Below are 19,653 nucleotides of genomic sequence, written 5' to 3' on the forward strand. Positions count from 1 at the left end.
CCCCCCCCCGGCGCCCCCCCCCCCCGGCCCCCCCCCCCGCCCCCCGGCCCCCCCGCCCCCCCCCCCCCCCCGGCGGGGGGGGGCCCCCACGTCGTGGGGTGGCGGCCCGAGCCGGACTCCGCGCCCGTGCGCGGGCGTTCCCCGGGTCCGGCGCCGGCGGGCGGTCCGGCGTCCTGCACGTGGGTGCTGTGAAGGTCGGGGGGAAGTGACGGGGAACCGCCGTCGGGGGTCGGCCCGTGGCCGGCGCGGGCCGCGGTCTCTGGCAGGATCGGGCGCCGGAAAGATCAACGGGGAGAGAAGTGAGGAACATGCGCACGTGGACTCGCGCCGTGCCGGCGACGCTGGGTGCCCTGGCGCTGGCCGTGGTGCTGACCGGCTGCAACGACTCGGGGTCGGGGTCGGAGACGGCCCAGGGCGGTTCCGGGGACCGGGCCGAGGGCGACACGGGTTCGGAGGACAGGACGACCTACCGCCTGGGCGAGGCCAGTCCGCCGCAGGAATCCACCCTGCAGGCGTCGAAGGGGGCGACGTTCACGGTCACCCCCACGAAGGTGCGGACCGGGACGGAGGCCGAGGTGGACGACTCCGGCCTCCAGCTGGACGAGAGCGACGGCGCTCAGGTCCCCGTGTACGTGTGGACCACCCTCACCCACAAGAGCGGCAAGGCCATGGCGGTGGGCGACATGGACGACGACCTGATCGTGAAGACGGACAAGGACGAGCGGACCAAGGCGCTCGTCGTCCTCCTGGGCGAGGCCCAGTGGCCCGACTGCCCGGCACCCGACACCGAGAAGGAGCTGAGCGCCGGCCAGTCGGAGGACATCTGCAGCGTCTTCCTCGTCCCCGCCGGCCGGCAGGCCGCCGCGGTCGAACTGAGCCAGGGCTACTACGCCGATCCGCTGGAGTGGCCGGTGACGAGCTGATCTCCGGTCGGGGAAGGCGGGCCGGGGGCGGTGGGCCGGGGACGACACGAGGCCGAGCCGCCCCTTGGCCGCTCCCCTTGGCCGCTCCCCGCGTCCGGCGGCCCGGCCGGTGAGCGCGGCGGAGCTCCTGATAGAAAGTTGCTGGTCACAGCGAATCGATTCCGGTCGCCCGCTCGATCCGGATCACTCACAAAGGATCACGCAGCGTGCCTTCTCGTCGGATCGTCGTCATCGGTGGCGGAGTCATGGGGGCGTCGGCGGCTTGGCGGCTGGCCGCCCGGGGCGAGCGGGTCACCCTGCTGGAGCGCTTCCGGCCCGGCCACGACCGGGGCAGCTCCCACGGCACCTCGCGGATCTTCCGGCTGGCCTACGCGGATCCGTTCTACGTCGATCTCGCCGTCCGGGCGCTGCCGCTGTGGCGGCGCCTGGAGGAGGAGACCGGACGGCAGGTGCTCACCCTGACCGGTGCCGTCGACCACGGCCCGGCCGCGGCCACCGACGCGCTGCACGAGGCCCTGACCGCCGCCGGACGGCCCGTGGAGCGGCTGTCGCCGCAGGAGGTCGCGGAGCGGTGGCCGGGGCTGCGCGCCGACACCACCGCGCTGTTCCACCCGGAGGCCGGGCGGCTGCACGCCGACGAGGCGGTGACCGCCTTCCAGCAGGCGGCACGGGCGCACGGCGCCGAGATCCGGCACGGCGTCCGGGTGACGGGGCTGTCGGTGCGCGGCGACGGCGTACGCGTGGTGACCGAGGCGGAGGAGGAGGTGCGCGCGGACGCGGTGGTGCTCGCCGTCGGCGGCTGGACCCACCACCTGCTGACCGGCGGCGCGTCCCCGCTGGTGAACGGCGTGCCCACGCTGCGGGTCACCCAGGAGCAGCCGGCCCACTTCCCCTCGGCGGACCCACTGGCCTGGCCCGCCTTCATCCACCACCCGGGCGCCGCCCTGCCCGCGGAGGGCCTGACCGTGGACGGCGTGTACGGGCTCGGCAGCACCGACGGCGTCAAGGCGGGCTTCCACGGTGTCGGCCCGGTCGTCGACCCCGACCGCAGTGACCGCACCCCGGACGCCGCGGCGGTGCGGGCGCTGGCGTCGTACGCCGAGCGCTGGCTGCCCGGCGTGGACCACACCGCGCCGGAGCCCTTGACCTGCCTGTACACCACCACCCCGGACCACGACTTCGTCATCGACCGGCAGGGCCCGGTCACCGTGCTGGGCGGCTTCTCCGGGCACGGCTTCAAGTTCGCGTCGGTCATCGGCGAACTGGCGGCCGCCCTCGTCCGCGGCGAGCCCGGCCCGAGCCGGTTCGCCCTCGGACGCCCGGGCACCGCTCGCTGAGCCGCGCCGGGCGACGATCGGGTCCCGCGCCGGGCGACGATCCGGTCCCGTGCCGGGCGACGATCCGGTCCCGCGCCGGGCGACGGCCACTCGCTCCTGGACAACGGCGCCGGGCGACGTCGGCGCCGGGCGGGCGACGGCCCGCGCCGGGCGACGGTCCGCGCCGGGCGACGGTCCGCGCCGGGCGACGGTCCGCGCCGGGCGACGGTCCGCGCCGGGCGACGGTCCGCGCCGGGCGACGACGCCGGGCGGGGGACTGCCCGCCGCGGCTTGTCCGCTCCGGCTCGTCGCGAACGGCGGCGGACCGCCGCCGCGTCGCCGCCCGTGTCGCCCCGGCCGCACGGCCCGGCGCTCAGCGCCTGCGTCGGCGGCGGGCCGCCACCGCCTCCGGATCGATCTCCGGGTGGGACCACTCCGCCGCCAGTGCGACGCTCACCTGGCGGCCCGTCGCGACATGGTCGTGCGCGAGGGACGCGGCCCGGTCCCCGTCACCGGCCGCGATGGCCTCGTACAGCCGCTCGTGCTCGGTGCACTGCCGGGCGGCGTCGCGCTGCGCGGTCAGGCGGAACAGCCAGTGGGTGCGCGCCTCCAGCGGACGCATGATGCCGGTCAGGAGGGGGTTCCCGGCGAGTTCGACGATGTCGTTGTGGAAACCGGCGTTGGCGGCGGCGATGGCGTCCCGGTCACCGGCACGGGTCGCGGCGCGGGCGCTGTCGAGGCGGGCGGCGAGACGGTCCAGGCCGGACCGGCCGGCGCGCTCGGCGGCGAGGCGGGCGGCGAGCGCCTCGAGTGATTCGCGCACGTCGAACAGGTCCCGTACGTCCGCGGGGGTGAAGGGCGCCACCAGGGCACCGCGATGGGGCACGAGGAGGACCAGCCCGTCGGCCTCCAGCAGCCGCAGCGCCTCCCGCAACGGGATGCGCGACACCTCCAGTTCGGCGGCGAGGTCGCGTTCCACCAGACGCTGACCGGGCCGGAACTCGGCCTCGACGATCCGCCGGCGCAGCGCGTCGTAGGCACGCTCGCGCAGGGAGCCACGCGGCTCGGCGGTCGGTCCGGCGCTCTTCACCAAGGGTTTCCTCCACAGTGCGGGACTGCCCACTCTAGGCCGTCGCCGCGGAGGCGCCGTGACTGCTAACCGCGCTCTAACACCGCTGAAACACAGGGCTCCGACACTGATTGCCACTTAACGGTATACCAGTAACCGGCTCACGGGCCCTGTCCCCCGGAGGCACTCGATGGCGCACTCCCGTCCCGGCACTTCGCCGGTCCACCGCACGCTGGCCTGCGTGGCCGCACTCGGCGGCCTGGCCGCCCTCACCGGCTGCGGCGGCTCCCCGTCGGCGGACACCGACGACGGCACGCTCGAGGTGGGCGTGCTCTTCCCCGGCTCCCTCTCCGACGACGGCTTCATGGAGTCGGCGTACCTCGGCTACCGGCGGGCGGCGAAGACGCACGCCGGGACGATCGCGTTCAGCAAGGTCGAGCAGGTCGCCACCGCCGACTACGAGCAGGCCCTGGTGCGGTTCGCCACCGGCTCCGACCTCGTCATCTCCCTGGGCGGCCAGACCGACGCCGCCGTGCGCAAGGTCGCCGCCCGCTTCCCCGACGTGAAGTTCGCGGAGATCGGCGGCCCCGCCGACGGCGAGCCCACCGCGAACCTCGCGCTCTACGACCCCCAGCAGGCCGAGGCCGCCTACCTGGCCGGCGCCGCCTCGGCCCTGGTGTCCGAGAAGGGCACGGTGGCCTTCGTGGGCGGCGCCGAACTGCCCGCGATCGTCAACGCGGCCAAGGAGTTCGCCAACGGCGCCCGGGCCGCCGACCCCGGCGTGAAGGTCCTCACTCCGCAGTACGTCGGCGACTTCAACGACGCCGCCAAGGCCAAGCAGTCCGCCCTCGCCGACTACGGGGCCGGCGCCGACGTCCTCGGCCAAATCCTCAACCTCGGCCACAAGGGCGTCGCGCAGGCGGCCGCCCAGAGCGGCGGCTCCCTCATCGGCGGCCCGATCGCGCACCCGTGCTCCACCGACGCGGCCTACGCCGGATACGTCGAGACGGACATCGGCGCGGAGATCGAGTACGCCGCCGACCACCTCGCCGCCGGCACCTGGAAGGCGGAGGCGGTCCACTTCGGACTCACCTTCGACGAGCCGCGCAACGACATCGTGCTGTGCGGCAACCCGCCCGCGGCGGCTCGGACGAAGCTCGACGAGCTCAAGGCGGAGATCGCGGCCGGGGACATCACGACCCGATGACCACCTCACCCACCCCCGGGGCCCCGGCCCCCGCCCTGGAGATCCGCCGCCTCGCCAAGTCCTTCGGCGCCGTCCGCGCCCTGGACGACGTCAGCCTGGTCGTCGAGTCCGGCAGCGTGCACTGCGTGCTGGGCGAGAACGGCGCCGGCAAATCCACCCTGTGCCACCTGATCGGCGGCTCCCTCTCCCCCGACACCGGCACCTTGCGGCTGTACGGGACGCCGTACACCCCGCGTCGGCCGGCCGACGCGCTCGCCGCCGGCATCGCCATGGTCCACCAGCACTTCAGCCTCGTCCCCACCCTCACCGTCGAGGAGAACCTGCGCCTGCTGAGGCTGCCCGGCCTGGCCCGGCGCGTCGAACGGGTCGCCGACGAGTACGGCCTCGCCCTCGACCTCGGCGCGCGCGTCGCCGACCTGCCCGTCGGGCTGCGCCAGCGGGTCGAGATCGTCAAGGCGCTGCTGCGCGAACCGCGCCTGCTGCTGCTCGACGAACCGACCGGGGTCCTCGACCCGGCCGGCACCGACGCCCTCCTCACGACCTGCCGGCGCATCGCGGACCAGGGCGGCGCGGTGGTCCTCATCACCCACAAGCTCGGCGAGGTCGCCCGCGCCGGCGACACGGCGACCGTGCTGCGCGCGGGGCGGGTCGCCGGCGGCGGGGCGCTGGCAGAACTGCCCGCCGAGCGCCTCGTACCGTTGATGATCGGACGCTCCGCCGGTTCCCTGGACCCGGCCCTGTCCGGCACGATCGGGCTGGCGGCCGGAACGGAGCCCGCGGGCGCCCCCGACCCGGCACGCCCCGACCCGGCAGGCCGTGGACCGGCCGCGAGGGAAAGGGACCGCTGCACCCGCGGACCGGCCGCGGGGGAAGAGGACCACTCCACCCGCGGACCGGCCGCAGGGGAAAAGGACCACTCCACCCGCGGACCGGCCGCAGGGGAAGGGGACCGCTCCGGGCCTCCCGCGCTGCGGGTGAGCGGCCTCACCGTGCGCGGGGCCGACGGCACGCACGCCCTCGACCGGGTCTCCCTGGAGGTCGGGCCCGGTGAGATCGTGGGCGTCGCCGGGGTCGAGGGCAACGGGCAGAGCGAGCTGATGGCCGTGATCGGCGGCTCCCTCGCACCCGAAGCGGGTGACGTGGCGGTCGGCGCGAGCGACATCACGCGCGCCGCGCCCGCGCGGCGCACGGCCGCCGGCCTCGGTGTCGTCCCGGAGGACCGGCACCACGAAGGCTGTGTCGCCGAACTGTCCGTCGCGGAGAACCTCTTCCTCGGACGGCTCGGGCACTTCCGCCGCGCCGGGGTGTTCCTGGACCGGTCCGCGATGCGCCGCGCGGCCGACGCCGTGCTCTCGGCCCACGGCATCCGCGCGGACGGCCCGGACACGCCTCTGTCCGCCCTGTCGGGCGGCAACCAGCAGAAGGTGGTGCTGGCCCGCGAACTCGCCCTGGACCCCCTGGTCTGCCTCGCCGCCGCGCAGCCCACGCGCGGCCTGGACGTCGGCGCCGTGGACGCGGTGCACACCCGGCTGCGTGAGGCGGCGTCCCGCGGTACGGGGGTGCTCGTCGTCTCCTCCGAACTGGACGAACTGCTCGCCCTGTGCGACCGCGTGGTCGTCGCCTACCGGGGACGCCTGTCCACCCCCGTCGCCACGGGCGAGCCCCGGGCCCGCGAACGGATCGGCCGGCTGATGCTGGGCGCCGAGGAGGAGGCCGGGCGGCGGCACGGGACGGCCGATGCCGACGCTGCCGCCGGTGCCGGTGGTTCCGGTGGTTCCGGTGGTTCCGGTGGTTCCGGTGGTTCCGGCGGCACTGCCGACCCCGCCGGAACGGCCGCACCCGCTCCATGACCACGGGCCCGCACGACCCGGTCGCCCTCTCTTCCCCCTTCCCCTCCCCTCCCTCCTCCCTCCCCCCTCCTCCCCTCCCCGCAAGGACCGTCATGACCCTCTCCCTGGCGCCTCCCCCTCTGCTGACCCGCCTGTCCACCCGTCTGCGGCACCCGCTGGTCCTCGCCGCCGGTGCCGCGCTCCTGGCCACCGGCGTCGGCGCCGCGCTCGTCGCCGCCGCGGGAGCCGATCCCGTCACAGCCTGGGCCGCCCTCGACGAGGGCATGTTCGGCTCGCCGTACTCCGTCGGCAGCTCCCTCAACTCCGCCGCCGTGCTCGCGCTCATCGCCACCGGCTTCGGCGTCGCCCACCGCGCGGGCCTGGTGAACGTGGGCGGCGAGGGGCAGTTGTGCGCGGGCGGGCTGGCCGCCGCCGCGACCGGGCTGGCCCTGCCCGCGCACGTGCCGGCCCTGATCGGCGTGCCGGCGACGCTCCTGGCCGGGTTCCTCGCCGGTGCCGCGTGGGCGTCCGTCGCCGCCGTGCTCAGGGCCCGGCGGGGAACCAGCGAGGTCATCACGACCCTGCTGCTGAACTTCGTCGGTGTGGGTGCCGTGTCGGTGGCCGTGCACGAGGAGGGGCTGCTGCGACAGCCGGTGACCTCGTCGGAGACCCTTCCCCAGTCGCAGCCGCTGCCGCCCGGTACCCGCCTGCCCCTGATCGCCGGTCCCGAGTCACCCGCGACCGCGATCGTCGTCGTCGCGGTGGCCGCCGTGGTGGTCACCGGTGTGGTGCTGCGGTTCACGGGTGTCGGCCTGCGGCTGAAGTCGGTCGGGCACTCGCCCTCCGCGTCGGCGCGGCTGGGCCTGCCGGTGGCCCGCCTCCAGGAGTCCGCACTCGGCGTCGCGGGCGGCCTCGCCGGACTCGCGGGCGCCTGCCTGGTCGCGACCGCCCCGTACGTGCTCGCCGAGCACTTCTCCTCCGGATACGGCTTCTCCGGGCTGGTGGTGGGCCTGCTCGCCCGCGGCTCGCTGGTCGCGGTGGCCGCCGTCTCGTTGCTGCTGGGCTTCCTCACCAGCGGCGGCATCAACCTCCAGCTCGCCGCCGGGGTCCCCGCGTCGTCCGTGCAGATCGTGCAGAGCGTGCTGGTGCTGCTGATCGCCGCGGCGATGCTGTGGAGCAACCGCCGTACGGGGAGCGGCTCATGAGCGCCGTACTCGACGAACTCGCCGCGGGCGGTGTCCGCCTCGCCGTACCGCTGCTGCTCGCCTCCGCGGGTGAACTGCTCAGTGAGCGGGCGGGGGTTCTCAACCTGTCGGTCGAGGGGATGATGCTCACCGGCGCGTTCGCGGGCGCGGCCGGGGCGCTCGCCTCGGGCAGCGCGGTCGTGGGCGTCCTCACCGCCATCGCCGCGGGGCTCGTCGTCGCCCTGCTCCAGGCCGTCCTCAGCGTCACGCTGCGCGCCGACCAGATCGTCACCGGCATCACGATCAACGCGCTGGCCCTCGGGGGGACGACGTACGCGGCGCGGCTGCTGTTCGGTGACGGCAACGCCGACTCCGTGCCGGGCTTCGACCCGCTGCCCGTCCCCCTGCTGCGGGACGTGCCCGTCCTGGGGCCCGCCCTGTTCGAGCAGAGTGTCCTCGGCTACGTGGCGTTCGCCGTGACGGGCGCGCTCGCCGTCGGCTGCGCGCGGCGCACCCCCTGGGGCCTGGCCGTGGACGCCGTCGGCGAGGACGCGACCACCGCGGACCGCTGCGGGCTTCCCGTACGGGCCGTCCGCTACGCCGTCGTGCTGCTGACGGGCGCCGTCTCCGCCCTGGCCGGTGCCCAGCTGGCGCTGTCGGAGGTGCACGCCTTCAGCGACAACATCACCGCCGGCATCGGCTACCTCGCGGTCGTCGCGGTGATCGCCGGCCGGTGGCGGGCCTGGCCCACCGTGCTCGCCTGCCTGTTCTTCGGCGTCGCCCAGGCCCTCCAGTTCGCCGCGCCCGCCCTCGGTCTGCACGTCTCCGCGCCGCTGCTGACCACGCTCCCCTACGTGTTCGCCCTGCTGGCGGTGAGCGGCCTGGTCGGCCGCAGCCGGGCGCCGGCCGGGCTCACCGTGCCGTTCCTGCGCGGCAGTTGACCCGGATTCCGGTCCCCGGACCGCACCCCACGCCAGCCACCCGCCCGACCGCCCGCCCGACGTACCGGAGACCCCCACGATGACCCTGATCCTGAACCGCTCCGACATCCACGGCCTCCTCGACCACGCCACCGCCGCGGTGGAGGCGGCGGTGGAGCAGGCCCACCGCGACCTCACCCGGGGGCTGGCCGCGCTGCCGGCGCCGCCCGCCCTGAGCGATCCCGGATCGGACGGTGTGTTCCTGCCCATGACGGCCGTCTCCTCACCGGCCGGGCTGGCGACGGTCAAACTCCTCGCGGACCTGCCCGGCAACCGGGAGCGGGGCCTGCCCGCGCAGCGCTCGGCCGTGCTGGCGCTGTCCGCGCGGACCGGCGCCGTGGCGGCCGTGCTGGACGGGGCCCTGGTCACCCGTTACCGCACGGCTGCCGCCACGGCCGTCGCCACCCGGGCGCTCGCCCGCGAGGACGCGCGCGTGCTCGGGCTGATCGGCACGGGGCCCCTGGCCCTGGCCCATGCGCGGGCGCTGCTGACCGTCCGGGACTGGACGTCGGTGCTGGTCTGGGGGCGTACTCCGGCGCACGGCGCCGCCCTCGTCGACCGCGTCACGCGGGAGCTGGGGCTGTCGGCCGAGCTGCTCGCCGGTCCTCGTGAGGTCACCGAGGCGGCGGACGTCCTGTGCACCCTCACCCCGTCCCGCGAGCCGGTCGTCGAGGGCGCCTGGCTGCGGCCGGGACAGCACGTCAACGCGGTGGGGGCACCGCCCCGGCCCGACCACCGCGAGATCGACACGGCGGGCGTCGTCCGCGCACGCCTGGTCGTCGACTCCTTCGCGACCGCCCGCCGCAAGTCGGGGGAGGTCCTGATCCCGCTGGCCGAAGGCGCCCTGACCGAGGCCGACTTCGCCACCGAACTGGGGCACGTCCTGGAGGGGCTCGCCCCGGGCCGCACCTCCGCCGACGACATCACGCTCTTCGACTCGGTGGGCGTGGGGCTCCAGGACCTGGCCGTGACGCGCCTGCTCATCGACCTCGCCACCGCGTCCGGTGCGGGGACGCGCATCGACCTGGCCGCGTGAACCCCGGGAGACCCCAGGGGGCCGCGTGAACCTCGGGAGACCGGGGAGGCCGCGACCGGGGAGGCCGCGTGAACCCCGGGAGACCGGGGAGGCCCGGGAGACCCGGGAAGCCCGAGAGGCCCGGGAGACCGGGAGACCCGAGAGGCCCGGGAGACCCGGGAGACCCGGGAGACCCGGGAGACCCGAGAGGCCCGGGAGACCCGAGAGGCCCGGGAGACCCGAGAGGCCCGGGAGACCCGAGAGGCCCCGGCGGCGCGGCCCGCACGCCGCCGGGGCCTCCCGTGAGCCGCCTCAGCGCGAGGGCTTCGTCGCCGGCCCGGTGGGGAAGTCCTCGACGCCGAGCACCCGCAGCAGCTCCAGCCGCTCGCGGGTCTCGGCGTCCGCCGGGGTGAACACCAGCAGCAGCTGCCCCTGGTCGGGCGTGACCAGGGTCTCGCAGTCCATCAGCAGGCGGCCCACCCGTGGGTGCATCAGGGTCTTGCGGTCGGCGCGCCGGACCGCCACCTCGTGCTCGGACCACAGCCGGCGGAAGTCCGCGCTCGCGGCCCGCAACCGGTCGACGAGTCCGTCGACCGTGGGATCGCCGGACCGCCGGCCGGCTGCCACGCGCAGGTCGGCCACGAACTGGCGGGCGTGGTACTCGTGCTCCTCGGGCGGATGGACGGCGCGGACGGCGGGGTCGGTGAACCAGCGGTACACGAGGTAGCGCCGGTCGCCGGAGTAGGAGGTGTGGTCGCCCGACAGCAGCACGCACGCCCGGTTCTGGGCGAGGACCTCGCCCAGGTCGGACAGGACCAGGGCCGGGGTGTCGCCGAGCAGGTCGAGCAGGCGTGTCAGGCCCGCCCGGGCCAGGCGGGCCACGCCGTCGGCGGGCGGGGGCCGGTGGCCGGCCAGGTGGAACAGGTGGTCGCGTTCGTCGTCGGAGAGGCGCAACGCCCGGGCGAGCGCGCCGAGCAGCTGGGGCGACGGCTGACTGCTGCGGGCCTGCTCGAGGCGTACGACGTAGTCCACCGACATGCCGGCCAGCATGGCCACCTCTTCCCGGCGCAGGCCGGCGGTGCGGCGGCGGGGGCCGTCCGCGATGCCGACCTCGGCCGGGCGGATCGCCTCGCGGCGGCGGCGCAGGAAGTCGGCGAGCTGGTCACGTTGCATGACCCCATGCTCCCTCGCGGCGGGCGAGCCGAGCCAGGGAGCGGCTCTCCCATGATGAACGCTCCGCTCCCGCCGGCCGCGGCGCGGGCGCAGGGTGGGTGACGGATCGACGAGTGAGGAGAACGTCATGCAGGTACGAACCCTGGGCAGCACCGGCCCGGCCGTTTCCGCGCTGGGCCTGGGTGCGATGGGCATGTCGGGCGCGTACGGCCCGGCCGACCGCGCGGAGAGCATCGCCACCGTGCACGCCGCGCTGGAGGCCGGCGTCACACTGATCGACACCGGCGACTTCTACGGCATGGGCCACAACGAGCTGCTGCTCGCCGAGGCGCTGCGCGGCCGGGACCGGGACGGCTACCGGCTGAGCGTCAAGTTCGGCGCGCTGCGGGGACCGGGCCACGAGTTCGGCGGGTACGACGGCCGTCCCCAGGCGGTGAAGAACTTCCTGGCCCACTCGCTGACCCGGCTGGGCACCGACCACATCGACGTCTACCGTCCCGCCCGGCTGGATCCGGCGGTACCGATCGAGGAGACGGTGGGCGCGATCAAGGAGATGATCGACGCCGGCCACGTGCGGCACGTCGGCCTCAGGACGGCCCGGTAGCGCTGCACGCGGTTGCGGAAGAGCTCGACCGCGACACCGCGACCTCGCCGAGATCGAGAAGGCCGTGTCGCCGGGCTCGGCGCGCGGTGACCGCTACCCGACGGCGTCCATGTCGGACCTCGGCGTGGGGAACTGAGCCGGTGTCCTCGTGCGGCCCGCTCCGGGCGGGCCGCACCATGGGCTGCTCAGCGCCGACCGGACGGCATCAGCCGGTACCGGAGTCGTCCTTCGTCGTGTCCCGCCGGCCGTCTAGGGCGACACCTCCTCCAGCCTCCGGCCGGCCGTCTCCTCCGCGCAGGCTCCCGCGACGACGGCGCCGACGAGGGAGACGGCGGCCAGGGTCAGGAAGACGGAGCCGATGCTGCCGCCGGCGTAGACCGCGCCCACGACGATCGGGCCGAGGATGACGCCGAGGCGGTTGAGGGCGCCGCCGACGCTGCTGCCCAGGGCCCGCATGCGGGTCGGGAAGAGTTCGGGTGTGTAGAGGTAGAGGCAGATGTTGGAGCCGAAGAAGAAGACGGCGGCGAGGGACGTCCAGACCAGGACCTGGACGGCGGTGTCCGCCCCGAGGAAGGAGAGGACGAGCAGGACGGCGGCCGAGCCGCCGAGGCAGCCGCTGATCACCTTGCGGCGGCCGGCGCGGTCGACGGTGAGGGCGGCGACGAGACAGCCGAGGAGTCCCGCGCAGGAGGTGACGGTGGAGTACAGCAGGGCGTCGGACAGGGAGAGGCCGTACCGGTTCTGGTAGATGGTCGGCAGCCAGGACGTGATGCCGTAGTTGACGAAGTACCCGGTGAACCACAGGACGCCGATGACCAGGATGCGGCGCCGGTAGCGGCCGGTGAACAGGGCGCGCAGGCCGGTCGCGGGGGCCTGGGCGGAGTCCGCGCCGGCCTGCGGGAGCGGGTGGGCCGCGGACTCCGGGAGCGGTCCAGCAGCGGGCGGGAGGGGTTCCGCGACGGGCGGCAGGGGTGCGCCGGTGGCGCGTTCCACGGCCGTCTCGATACGGGTCATGACGGCGGCGGCTTCCTCGGTCCTGCCGCGGTCGGCGAGCCAGCGCGGCGATTCGGGCACCACGCGCAGCACGACGACGGCGAGGATGCCGGGCAGGGCGGCGAGGCCGTACATCCACCGCCAGCCGAGGACCGGCACGAGCCAGGCGGCGGCCAGGGCGCCCACGGTCAGGCCGGCGGGGAAGACGAGCTCGTACAGGAGGACGAAGCGGCCCCGTTTGTGGCTGCGGGTGATCTCGGCGATGAAGGTGGCGGCCACCGGGACCTCGCCGCCGATGGCCAGCCCCTGGACGAACCTCAGGCCCATGAACGCCTCCGGCGAGGGCGCGAAGGCGAGCGCGAGGTTGGCGGCGCTGGAGACGGCGATGCACAGGGCGATCACGCGGACGCGCCCGACACGGTCGGCGACGCGGCCGGAGAGCAGGGCGCCGGCCAGCATGCCGATCGAGCCGACGGTGAGCAGCAGGGTCGCGGAGGCGGTGGACAGGTGCCATTCGCCGCGCAGCTCGGGCAGCGCGTAGGCGATGAGGAGCTGGTCGAAGGCCTCGAAGAACGTGACCGCTCCGATGACGAGCCGAACGGTGACGTGCCAGCGGGACAGGGGCAGCCGCTCGAAGCGGGCGGCTATGGAGGCTCGGAGCGAGCCGTCGGGTACTGCTTCGGTCGTCATGCTGGGACTCCGCTGATGGCAGGGGCAGGGGACGAAAGGCCGGAAGGCAGCGGCGAAGAAGGCCCGCGCGGCAGCCAACGAAACGTCAGGTAAGCGCCAAGCTTCTAAGCGCTTAACTTGTATCCCGGCTCGGCAGGATCGCGTCAAGGCCTGACGCAGGGATTTAACCGGAGAGAAGCTCAGGGCCACCCCTTGCGCCGAAGATATTTAAGCCCTTAGATTTCTAGCGCTTACCCAAGCAGCTCTCCCACCCACCTGTTCAGGAGGCCCCCTCATGCTCCGAACTCCCCCCGACGAAGCGCTCGTTGCGGGCCGGTGGCGGCGCGGCGGCGGTGCCCCGACGCAGACGTACGACCCCGCCACCGGCAGCCCCCTCGCGACCGTGCACGCCGTCACCCCCGAGGAGGTCGCCGAAGCGGCGCGCGCCGGAGCGGAGGCCGCCGCCGACCCCCGCTGGCGCGATCTGCCGCCCCACGAGCGGGCGCGCCTGCTGCACCGCGTGGCCGCGCTGATCGAGGACGAGGCCGAGCACCTGGCCGCGCTCCAGACCGCGGACACCGGCAAGGCGCTCACCGAGACCCGCGCGCTGGCGGCGAGCGCGGCCGCCACCTTCCGCTACACGGCCGCCGCCCTGGAGACCGCCGAGGACGCGGTCACGCCGTCCCGGGGCGCGTACGTCACGATGAGCGTGCACGAGCCGATCGGCGTCGTCGGCGCGATCAACCCCTGGAACTCCCCCGTCGCCAGCGACGCCCAGAAGCTCGCCCCGGCGCTGGCCGGCGGCAACGCGGTGCTGCTGAAGCCCGCCGAGTGGACCCCCCTGGTGTCGCTGGCCCTGGGCCGGCTCGTCGGCCGGACGCTGGAGGAGCTCGGGCTTCCTCCCGCCCTGCTGTCCGTCCTGCCCGGACCCGGCCGGGTGGTCGGCGACGCGATCGTGCGGGACCCCCGCGTCGGCAAGGTCGCCTTCACCGGCGGCACCACGACCGGCAGGGCGCTCGCCCGGACCGCCGCCGACAAGCTGATGCCCGTCTCGCTGGAACTGGGCGGCAAGTCGCCCACGATCGTGCTGCCCGACGCCGACGTCCAGCAGGCCCTGGCCGGCGTGATGTTCGGGGTCTTCTCCTCCAGCGGCCAGTCCTGCATCGCCGGCTCCCGGCTGTTCGTGGCACGGTCGATGTACGACGACGTCATCGGCGAACTCGTCGAGCGGGTCCGGAAACTGCGCGTCGGCCCCGGCACCGCCCCGGACACCCAGGTCGCCCCGCTCGTCCACCGCGCCCACCGCGACAGCGTCGCCGCCTACGTGGACCTGGCCCGGCAGGAGGGCGCCCGCGTGCTGTGCGGCGGCGCCGCGCCCGAGGGCCCCGAGTACGCGGACGGCGCCTACTACCTGCCCACCGTCCTCGACGGGCTGCCGGGCGACGCCCGCACCTGCCAGGAGGAGATCTTCGGCCCGGTCCTGGTCGCGCTGCCCTTCGACGACGAGGAGGACCTGGTGCGCCAGGCCAACGACTCCGTCTACGGGCTCGCCTGCGGCATCTGGACCCGCGACCACCGGGCCGCCTGGCGGATCGCCCGCCGGATCGAGGCCGGCACCGTCTGGATCAACACGTACAAGCAGTTCAGCATCTCCACGCCCTTCGGCGGCATGAAGGCGAGCGGTCTCGGGCGGGAGAAGGGCCGCGACGGCATCCGCGCCTACCAGCGCCAGAAGTCCCTGTACTGGGGCACCGCCACCACCCCCCTGCCCTGGGCCGGCTGACCACTGACGGAGACCACCATGTTCCCTGACCCCGAGAACCCCCCGATCGCCCGGCTGCACGCCCTGCGCTCCGTCGAACTGCTCACCCCCGACTTCACCACCGCCACCGACTTCTACGAGGAGGCGTGGGGCCTGGAGGTCGTCGAGGCCGGGCACAGCGCGAGCTGGCTGCGCGGCACCGGCGAGGAGCACCACGCCCTCCAGCTCACCCGCTCCGAACGGATCGGCCTCGGCCGGCTCGCGTTCGCCGTCGCCACCCCGGCGGAGATCGACGAGGCCGCGCGGCGCCTGGAGCGGCGCGGCATCCGTCCGGTCACCGGCCCCGGCCCGCTCGACCAGGTCGGCGGCGGGTACGGCCTGCGCTTCCACGACCACGAGGGCCGGCTGATCGAGCTGTCCGCCGACACCTGGGCCGTGCCGCCGCGCGGCCGGGACACCGCCGTGCCCGTCGGGGTGACCCACGTCGTGCTCAACACCACCGACATCGACGCCTCCGTCGCCTTCTACCGCGAGGTGCTGGGCCTGCGCGTCTCCGACTGGTCCGAGCACCAGATGGCGTTCCTGCGCTGCAACAGCGACCACCACTGCGTCGCCTTCAACCAGGCGCCCTGGGCGTCCCTCAACCACGTGGCGTACGAGATGGGTTCCGTCGACCACTTCATGCGGGGCATCGGCCGGCTGCGCCACCACGGTGTCGTCCCGCAGTGGGGTCCCGGGCGGCACGGCCCGGGCAACAACACCTTCTCCTACTTCACCGACCCGACCGGCCTGGTCTGCGAGTACACCTCCGAGGTCGCGCAGGTCGTCGAGGACCGCTGGATCTGCAAGGTGTGGCGGCGCGTCCCCGAACTGTCCGACCTGTGGGGAACGGCGGGCCCGCCCTCGAAGCTGATCCGCGCGCACATGGCCGGCACCCCGGACGGCAGCCCCGTCCTGCCGCCCGTCGACGCGGAGACCGACCGGGCCGACCAGGCCGAGCGGACCAGCCAGGCCGAGCTGGCCGACCGGAGCGACCGGACCGACCGGACCGACCGGGCCGACCGGGCCGACCGGGCCGACCGGGCCGACCGGGCCGACCGGGCCGACCGGGCCGACCGGAAACCCGAGACCGACGAGACCGACGCGTCAGCCCAGACCGCCGCGACCGCCCAGAAAGCCCAGAAAGCCCAGAACGCCCACACCGCCGTCCCGCAAGGAGCCCCCGCATGACCAGCACCACCTCCGAGCCCCTGAAAGTCGGCCTGGTCGGCTGGGGCGCGATCGGCCGCGTCGTCGGTACGGCGCTCGCCGCGGGCGAGGTGCCCGGGGCCACGCTCACCTGTGTGGTCGACAACCGTCCGCTGGGCGATGCCGCCCCGGCCGAGCAGGTCCCCTTCGAGACCGCGATCGAGGCGTGCGACCTGGTCGTCGAGGCCGCGGGCCAGGGCGTCGTCCGCGAGTGGGGCGAGCGGGTGCTCACCGCCGGCACCGACCTGCTCGTCGCCTCCACCGGCGCCCTCACCGACGAGGACCTGGCCAAGCGGCTGCTCGGCGCCGGGCCGGGCCGCGTCTACTTCACCGGCGGCGCGGTCGGCGGCCTCGACCTGCTCCAGGCCGTCCGGGCGCTCGGCCCGCTCGACGAGGTCCGGCTGACCACCACCAAACTGCCGGCGACGCTCGAACAGCCGTGGATGGACGAGGAGTTGCTCGGCCGGCTGCGCACCGCCACCGGGCCCGTCGAGGTGATGTCCGGCACCGCCCGCGACGTACCGGTGAAGTTCCCGCGGTCGACGAACGTGGCGGCGTCCGTCGCGCTCGCCGTCGGTGATCTGGACGCCGTCCGGGTCCGCGTCGTCGCCGACCCGGCGGCGGTCCGCACCCGGCACGTCGTCGAGGCCTCCGGCCCGCACGGCGCCTACCGCTTCGAGGCGGCCCACACCCCCGACGCCGACACCCCGGCCACCAGCGCCGTCGTCCCGTACGCGGTCCTGCGCTCCCTCGGCGCGATCGCCGGACGCCCGGGACAGATCCTGTGACCGCCCCGGCGAAGGCGCACGTCGAGGAGGCGGGTTCCACCGGGCCGCTGCTGCTCTGCCTGCACGGCATCGGCTCCTCGTCCGCCTCCTTCGCTCCCCAACTGGCCACGCTGGCCGGCGGCTTCCGCGTCGCCGCCTGGGACGCGCCCGGATACGGCCGCTCGCCCGACCCGGACGGGCCGCTGGACCTCGACGGGTTCGCGGACGCCGCGGCCGAGGTGATCCGCGCCCGCGGCGGCCGGGCCCACGTCCTGGGCGTGTCCTGGGGCGGGGTCGTCGCCCTCCGGCTCGCCCTCCGCCACCCGGAGCTGGTCGCCTCCCTGATCGTCGCGGACTCCAGCCCCGGATCCGGCACCGCCCCGGAGAAGGCCGCCGCCATGCGGGCCCGCGTCCCGGAGCTGGAACGCCTCGGCCCGCGCGCGTTCGCCGAGCGGCGGGGACCCCGGCTGGTCTCCCCCGACGCGCCCGCCGACCTGGTCCGGCGTGTCGTCGACACGATGGCGGACGCCGTACGCCTGCCCGGCTACGCGTACGCCGCCGAGTCGATGGCGGGCGCCGACCTGCGCGGCGACCTGGCGCGCATCACCGCACCGGCGCTCGTGCTGTGCGGCGACAAGGACCAGGTCACCGGCCCGGAGGCCGCCCAGGCCCTGGCCGGTGGTCTGCACAAGACGGCCTACGTGATCGTCAAGGACGCCGGTCACCTCGCCCACCAGGAACAGCCCGAGCGCTTCGACGCCTGGGTCCTGGCACACCTGCACATCGTCACCGACCCCGACACCCACCCCAGCCACCTCACGGAGGACTGAACCGTGCCCCTGACCACCACCGAGTACGACAACGGCAGCGACCTCGCCCGGTACACCGACTCCCTCATCGCGACGAAGGACTCGCGCGAGCCCGACTGGGGCACCCTCTCCTTCCAGGAGAAGGCCGGCCCGCAGTACAAGCGCGCGCAGATCCGCTACGTCGGCTCCGGCGCCACCGGCAACCACGACGACGACCGGCGGATCATCCCCTCCGGCGGCTTCACCTTCTCCAACATGCTGCTGCCGCCCGGCGCCGAGGGCCCGGCCCACACCCACCACGACGTCGAGGAGGCGTTCTTCGTCCTGGAGGGCGAGGTCCGGGTGGGCATCCACCGCGGCCCGGACGAGGTCGAGTACCGCACGCTCGGCTACCGCGACATGATCGTGGTGCCGGCCGGGGTGACCCGGTCGCTGAAGAACGAGGGCGACACCGACGCGCTGTTCTGCGTGATCATCGGCACCCGGAAGCCGCAGGTCCCCACCTACCCCGAGTACTCGCCGCTGTACGGCGTCACCCGTGACTGACCGACTCGGGACGGTCGTCGTGACCGGGGCGGGCCGTGGCCTGGGGGAGGCCATGGCCCGCCGGGCCGGCGGCGACGGGCACCGGGTGGTCGTCGCCGAGCTGAACGAGGAGTGGGGCGAGCGCACCGCGGCCGGCATCCGCGCCGCGGGCGGACGGGCGCACCACGTCCCCTGCGACGTGGCCGACCCCGCCTCGGTCGCCCGGCTCGCCGAGGCCGTGGCCGAGTACGGCCCGGTGTGGGGCCTGGTCAACAACGCGGCCCTCGCCAACGGGGTGGGCGGCAAGGAGTTCCAGGACATCGACGTCGACGTCTGGGACCGCCTGATGGCCGTCAACGCGCGCGGCCCCTGGCTGGTCGCCAAGGCCCTGCACCCGCTGCTCGCCCGTCCGGGGCGCATCGTCAACATCGCCTCCGACGCCGCCCTGTACGGCTCTCCCCGCCTGGCCCACTACATCGCCTCCAAGGGCGCGCTCATCGCGCTGACCCGCGCCATGGCCCGCGAACTCGGCGAGCAGGGCGTCACCGTCAACGCGGTCGCCCCCGGGCTCACGGAGTGCGAGGCGACCGAGTCCGTCCCCGCCGGACGCCACGCGCTCTACGCCGGGCAGCGCGCCCTCACCCGCCCGCAGCGGCCGGACGACCTCGTCGGCCTCGTCTCCTTCCTGCTGAGCGAGGAGTCCCGGTACCTCACCGGCCAGGTCATCGCCGTCAACGGCGGCTTCACCATGCACTGACCCGCGCAGACATGCGCCGACACACAGGAGCACTCATGGATCTGGGTCTCGCCGGCCGGACCGTCCTGGTCACCGGCGGCAGCTCGGGCGTCGGCCTGGCCACGGTCCGCGCCCTGCTCGACGAAGGGGCCAACGTGGCCACCTGCGGCCGCGACGCCGGACGCCTGGCCGCCGCCGCGGACCGGCTGGACGGCGGCGACCGGCTGCTGACCGCCGCCTGCGACGTCCGCGACGCGGACGCCGTACGCGCCTTCGTCGAGCGGTCCGCCGCCCGCTTCGGCGGTATCGACGGGCTGGTCAACAACGCGGGCCAGTCCCGGATGAAGCGGCTGGACGACACCACCGCCGAGGACTGGCGCGACGAGCTGGAACTGAAGTTCGCGGGCGTCCTGCACCCCCTGGGCGCCGCCCGGGAGCACCTGCGGGACTCGGACGCGGCGAGCGTCGTCAACGTCAACGCGGTCCTCGCCAAGCAGCCCGAGCCCCGCCTGATCACCACCGGCGCGGCCCGCGCCGGCATCCTCAACCTGTCCAAGTCCCTCGCCCTCGAACTCGCCGCGGAGGGCATCCGGGTCAACTCCGTCTGCCTGGGCCTGATCGACACCGGGCAGTGGACCCGGCGCCACGCCGCCGACGGCTCCGGCCTGGACTACGGGGAGTGGCAGGCGCGGCTCGCCGCCGACCGGGGCGTGGCGCTCGGCCGGCTCGGGCGGGCCGAGGAGGTCGCCTACGCGGTCGTGACGCTGCTGTCGCCGCGCGCCTCGTACATCACCGGAACCGCCATCGACGTCTGCGGCGGGGTCGGCCGCGGCATCCTCTGAGA

Annotated in this window: 16 protein-coding genes and 2 pseudogenes; 15 read left to right on the plus strand and 3 right to left on the minus strand. The window is 75.0% G+C overall.

What is annotated here, in order from left to right; all coding sequences use genetic code 11:
* Window positions 1-308 precede the first annotated feature (308 nt).
* Entirely contained in the window at window positions 309-923 is a 615-nt protein-coding gene (locus ACFYWQ_RS36330; protein ID WP_389522695.1) for a hypothetical protein, read from the plus strand.
* 206 nt (window positions 924-1,129) lie between these two features.
* The gene (locus ACFYWQ_RS36335) at window positions 1,130-2,260 is read left to right on the plus strand and encodes an FAD-dependent oxidoreductase (RefSeq protein WP_389522697.1); all 1,131 of its coding nucleotides are present in this window, start codon (window positions 1,130-1,132) and stop codon (window positions 2,258-2,260) included.
* Window positions 2,261-2,612: 352 nt separating this feature from the next.
* Here ACFYWQ_RS36335 and ACFYWQ_RS36340 read toward each other — a convergent pair whose 3' ends face one another.
* Complete coding sequence (locus tag ACFYWQ_RS36340; protein ID WP_389522699.1) at window positions 2,613-3,329, minus strand: GntR family transcriptional regulator; 717 nt, start codon at window positions 3,327-3,329, stop codon at window positions 2,613-2,615.
* A gap of 169 nt (window positions 3,330-3,498) precedes the next feature.
* On the opposite strand from ACFYWQ_RS36340, the gene ACFYWQ_RS36345 reads away from it, so the two are divergent.
* From ACFYWQ_RS36345 to ACFYWQ_RS36365, 5 genes are all read left to right on the plus strand, one after another.
* Complete coding sequence (locus tag ACFYWQ_RS36345) at window positions 3,499-4,515, plus strand: BMP family ABC transporter substrate-binding protein (protein ID WP_389522701.1); 1,017 nt, start codon at window positions 3,499-3,501, stop codon at window positions 4,513-4,515.
* A complete protein-coding gene (locus tag ACFYWQ_RS36350; protein ID WP_389522702.1) occupies window positions 4,512-6,365 on the plus strand; it encodes an ABC transporter ATP-binding protein in 1,854 nt (617 codons plus the stop codon). Before ACFYWQ_RS36345 ends, ACFYWQ_RS36350 begins: the two co-directional genes overlap by 4 nt.
* Before the next feature lie 92 nt (window positions 6,366-6,457).
* Window positions 6,458-7,549 carry an ABC transporter permease gene (locus ACFYWQ_RS36355; RefSeq protein WP_389522704.1) on the plus strand — a complete coding sequence of 364 codons (1,092 nt, stop codon included), beginning with the start codon at window positions 6,458-6,460 and terminating at the stop codon, window positions 7,547-7,549.
* Window positions 7,546-8,469, plus strand: coding sequence for an ABC transporter permease (locus ACFYWQ_RS36360; RefSeq protein ID WP_389522705.1), 924 nt, complete (start codon window positions 7,546-7,548; stop codon window positions 8,467-8,469). The genes ACFYWQ_RS36355 and ACFYWQ_RS36360 overlap by 4 nt, the downstream gene beginning before the upstream one ends.
* A gap of 79 nt (window positions 8,470-8,548) precedes the next feature.
* On the plus strand, window positions 8,549-9,544 hold the full coding sequence (locus ACFYWQ_RS36365) for an ornithine cyclodeaminase family protein (RefSeq protein WP_389522707.1): 996 nt from the start codon (window positions 8,549-8,551) through the stop codon (window positions 9,542-9,544).
* 291 nt (window positions 9,545-9,835) lie between these two features.
* Here ACFYWQ_RS36365 and ACFYWQ_RS36370 read toward each other — a convergent pair whose 3' ends face one another.
* A complete protein-coding gene (locus ACFYWQ_RS36370; RefSeq protein ID WP_389522709.1) occupies window positions 9,836-10,696 on the minus strand; it encodes a helix-turn-helix transcriptional regulator in 861 nt (286 codons plus the stop codon).
* A 127-nt stretch (window positions 10,697-10,823) separates the two neighbouring features.
* Here ACFYWQ_RS36370 and ACFYWQ_RS36375 point away from each other — a divergent pair.
* Window positions 10,824-11,285: pseudogene (locus ACFYWQ_RS36375) on the plus strand (aldo/keto reductase); the annotation flags it as partial.
* A 264-nt stretch (window positions 11,286-11,549) separates the two neighbouring features.
* On the opposite strand, the gene ACFYWQ_RS36380 reads toward ACFYWQ_RS36375, so the two are convergent.
* Window positions 11,550-12,983, minus strand: coding sequence for an MFS transporter (locus ACFYWQ_RS36380; RefSeq protein WP_389522711.1), 1,434 nt, complete (start codon window positions 12,981-12,983; stop codon window positions 11,550-11,552).
* A gap of 274 nt (window positions 12,984-13,257) precedes the next feature.
* Here ACFYWQ_RS36380 and ACFYWQ_RS36385 point away from each other — a divergent pair, with 274 nt between their 5' ends.
* From ACFYWQ_RS36385 to ACFYWQ_RS36415, 7 genes and pseudogenes are all read left to right on the plus strand, one after another.
* Entirely contained in the window at window positions 13,258-14,745 is a 1,488-nt protein-coding gene (locus ACFYWQ_RS36385) for an aldehyde dehydrogenase (RefSeq protein WP_389522713.1), read from the plus strand.
* 18 nt (window positions 14,746-14,763) lie between these two features.
* Window positions 14,764-15,699 (plus strand): annotated as a pseudogene (locus tag ACFYWQ_RS36390) (VOC family protein); the annotation flags it as partial.
* A 251-nt stretch (window positions 15,700-15,950) separates the two neighbouring features.
* The gene (locus ACFYWQ_RS36395; protein ID WP_389522714.1) at window positions 15,951-16,760 is read left to right on the plus strand and encodes an aspartate dehydrogenase domain-containing protein; all 810 of its coding nucleotides are present in this window, start codon (window positions 15,951-15,953) and stop codon (window positions 16,758-16,760) included.
* On the plus strand, window positions 16,757-17,569 hold the full coding sequence (locus ACFYWQ_RS36400; RefSeq protein ID WP_389522716.1) for an alpha/beta fold hydrolase: 813 nt from the start codon (window positions 16,757-16,759) through the stop codon (window positions 17,567-17,569). Before ACFYWQ_RS36395 ends, ACFYWQ_RS36400 begins: the two co-directional genes overlap by 4 nt.
* Window positions 17,570-17,572: 3 nt before the next feature.
* Window positions 17,573-18,094, plus strand: a complete 522-nt coding sequence (locus tag ACFYWQ_RS36405) for a cupin domain-containing protein (RefSeq protein ID WP_389522718.1) — start codon at window positions 17,573-17,575, stop codon at window positions 18,092-18,094.
* Window positions 18,087-18,830, plus strand: coding sequence for an SDR family oxidoreductase (locus tag ACFYWQ_RS36410; protein WP_389522720.1), 744 nt, complete (start codon window positions 18,087-18,089; stop codon window positions 18,828-18,830). The genes ACFYWQ_RS36405 and ACFYWQ_RS36410 overlap by 8 nt, the downstream gene beginning before the upstream one ends.
* Before the next feature lie 35 nt (window positions 18,831-18,865).
* Entirely contained in the window at window positions 18,866-19,651 is a 786-nt protein-coding gene (locus ACFYWQ_RS36415) for an SDR family oxidoreductase (protein ID WP_389522722.1), read from the plus strand.
* The last annotated feature ends 2 nt before the right edge of the window (window positions 19,652-19,653 follow it).

The organism is Streptomyces sp. NPDC003247 (assembly GCF_042888135.1).
Taxonomy (GTDB): domain Bacteria; phylum Actinomycetota; class Actinomycetes; order Streptomycetales; family Streptomycetaceae; genus Streptomyces.

Coding starts and splice junctions, on each gene's coding strand:
- ACFYWQ_RS36330 (WP_389522695.1), top strand. CDS start 309: ATGCGCACGTGGACTCGCGCCGTGCCGGCGACGCTGGGTGCCCTGGCG.
- ACFYWQ_RS36345 (WP_389522701.1), top strand. CDS start 3,499: ATGGCGCACTCCCGTCCCGGCACTTCGCCGGTCCACCGCACGCTGGCC.
- ACFYWQ_RS36350 (WP_389522702.1), top strand. CDS start 4,512: ATGACCACCTCACCCACCCCCGGGGCCCCGGCCCCCGCCCTGGAGATC.
- ACFYWQ_RS36355 (WP_389522704.1), top strand. CDS start 6,458: ATGACCCTCTCCCTGGCGCCTCCCCCTCTGCTGACCCGCCTGTCCACC.
- ACFYWQ_RS36360 (WP_389522705.1), top strand. CDS start 7,546: ATGAGCGCCGTACTCGACGAACTCGCCGCGGGCGGTGTCCGCCTCGCC.
- ACFYWQ_RS36365 (WP_389522707.1), top strand. CDS start 8,549: ATGACCCTGATCCTGAACCGCTCCGACATCCACGGCCTCCTCGACCAC.
- ACFYWQ_RS36370 (WP_389522709.1), bottom strand. CDS start 10,696: ATGCAACGTGACCAGCTCGCCGACTTCCTGCGCCGCCGCCGCGAGGCG.
- ACFYWQ_RS36380 (WP_389522711.1), bottom strand. CDS start 12,983: ATGACGACCGAAGCAGTACCCGACGGCTCGCTCCGAGCCTCCATAGCC.
- ACFYWQ_RS36385 (WP_389522713.1), top strand. CDS start 13,258: ATGCTCCGAACTCCCCCCGACGAAGCGCTCGTTGCGGGCCGGTGGCGG.
- ACFYWQ_RS36395 (WP_389522714.1), top strand. CDS start 15,951: ATGACCAGCACCACCTCCGAGCCCCTGAAAGTCGGCCTGGTCGGCTGG.
- ACFYWQ_RS36415 (WP_389522722.1), top strand. CDS start 18,866: ATGGATCTGGGTCTCGCCGGCCGGACCGTCCTGGTCACCGGCGGCAGC.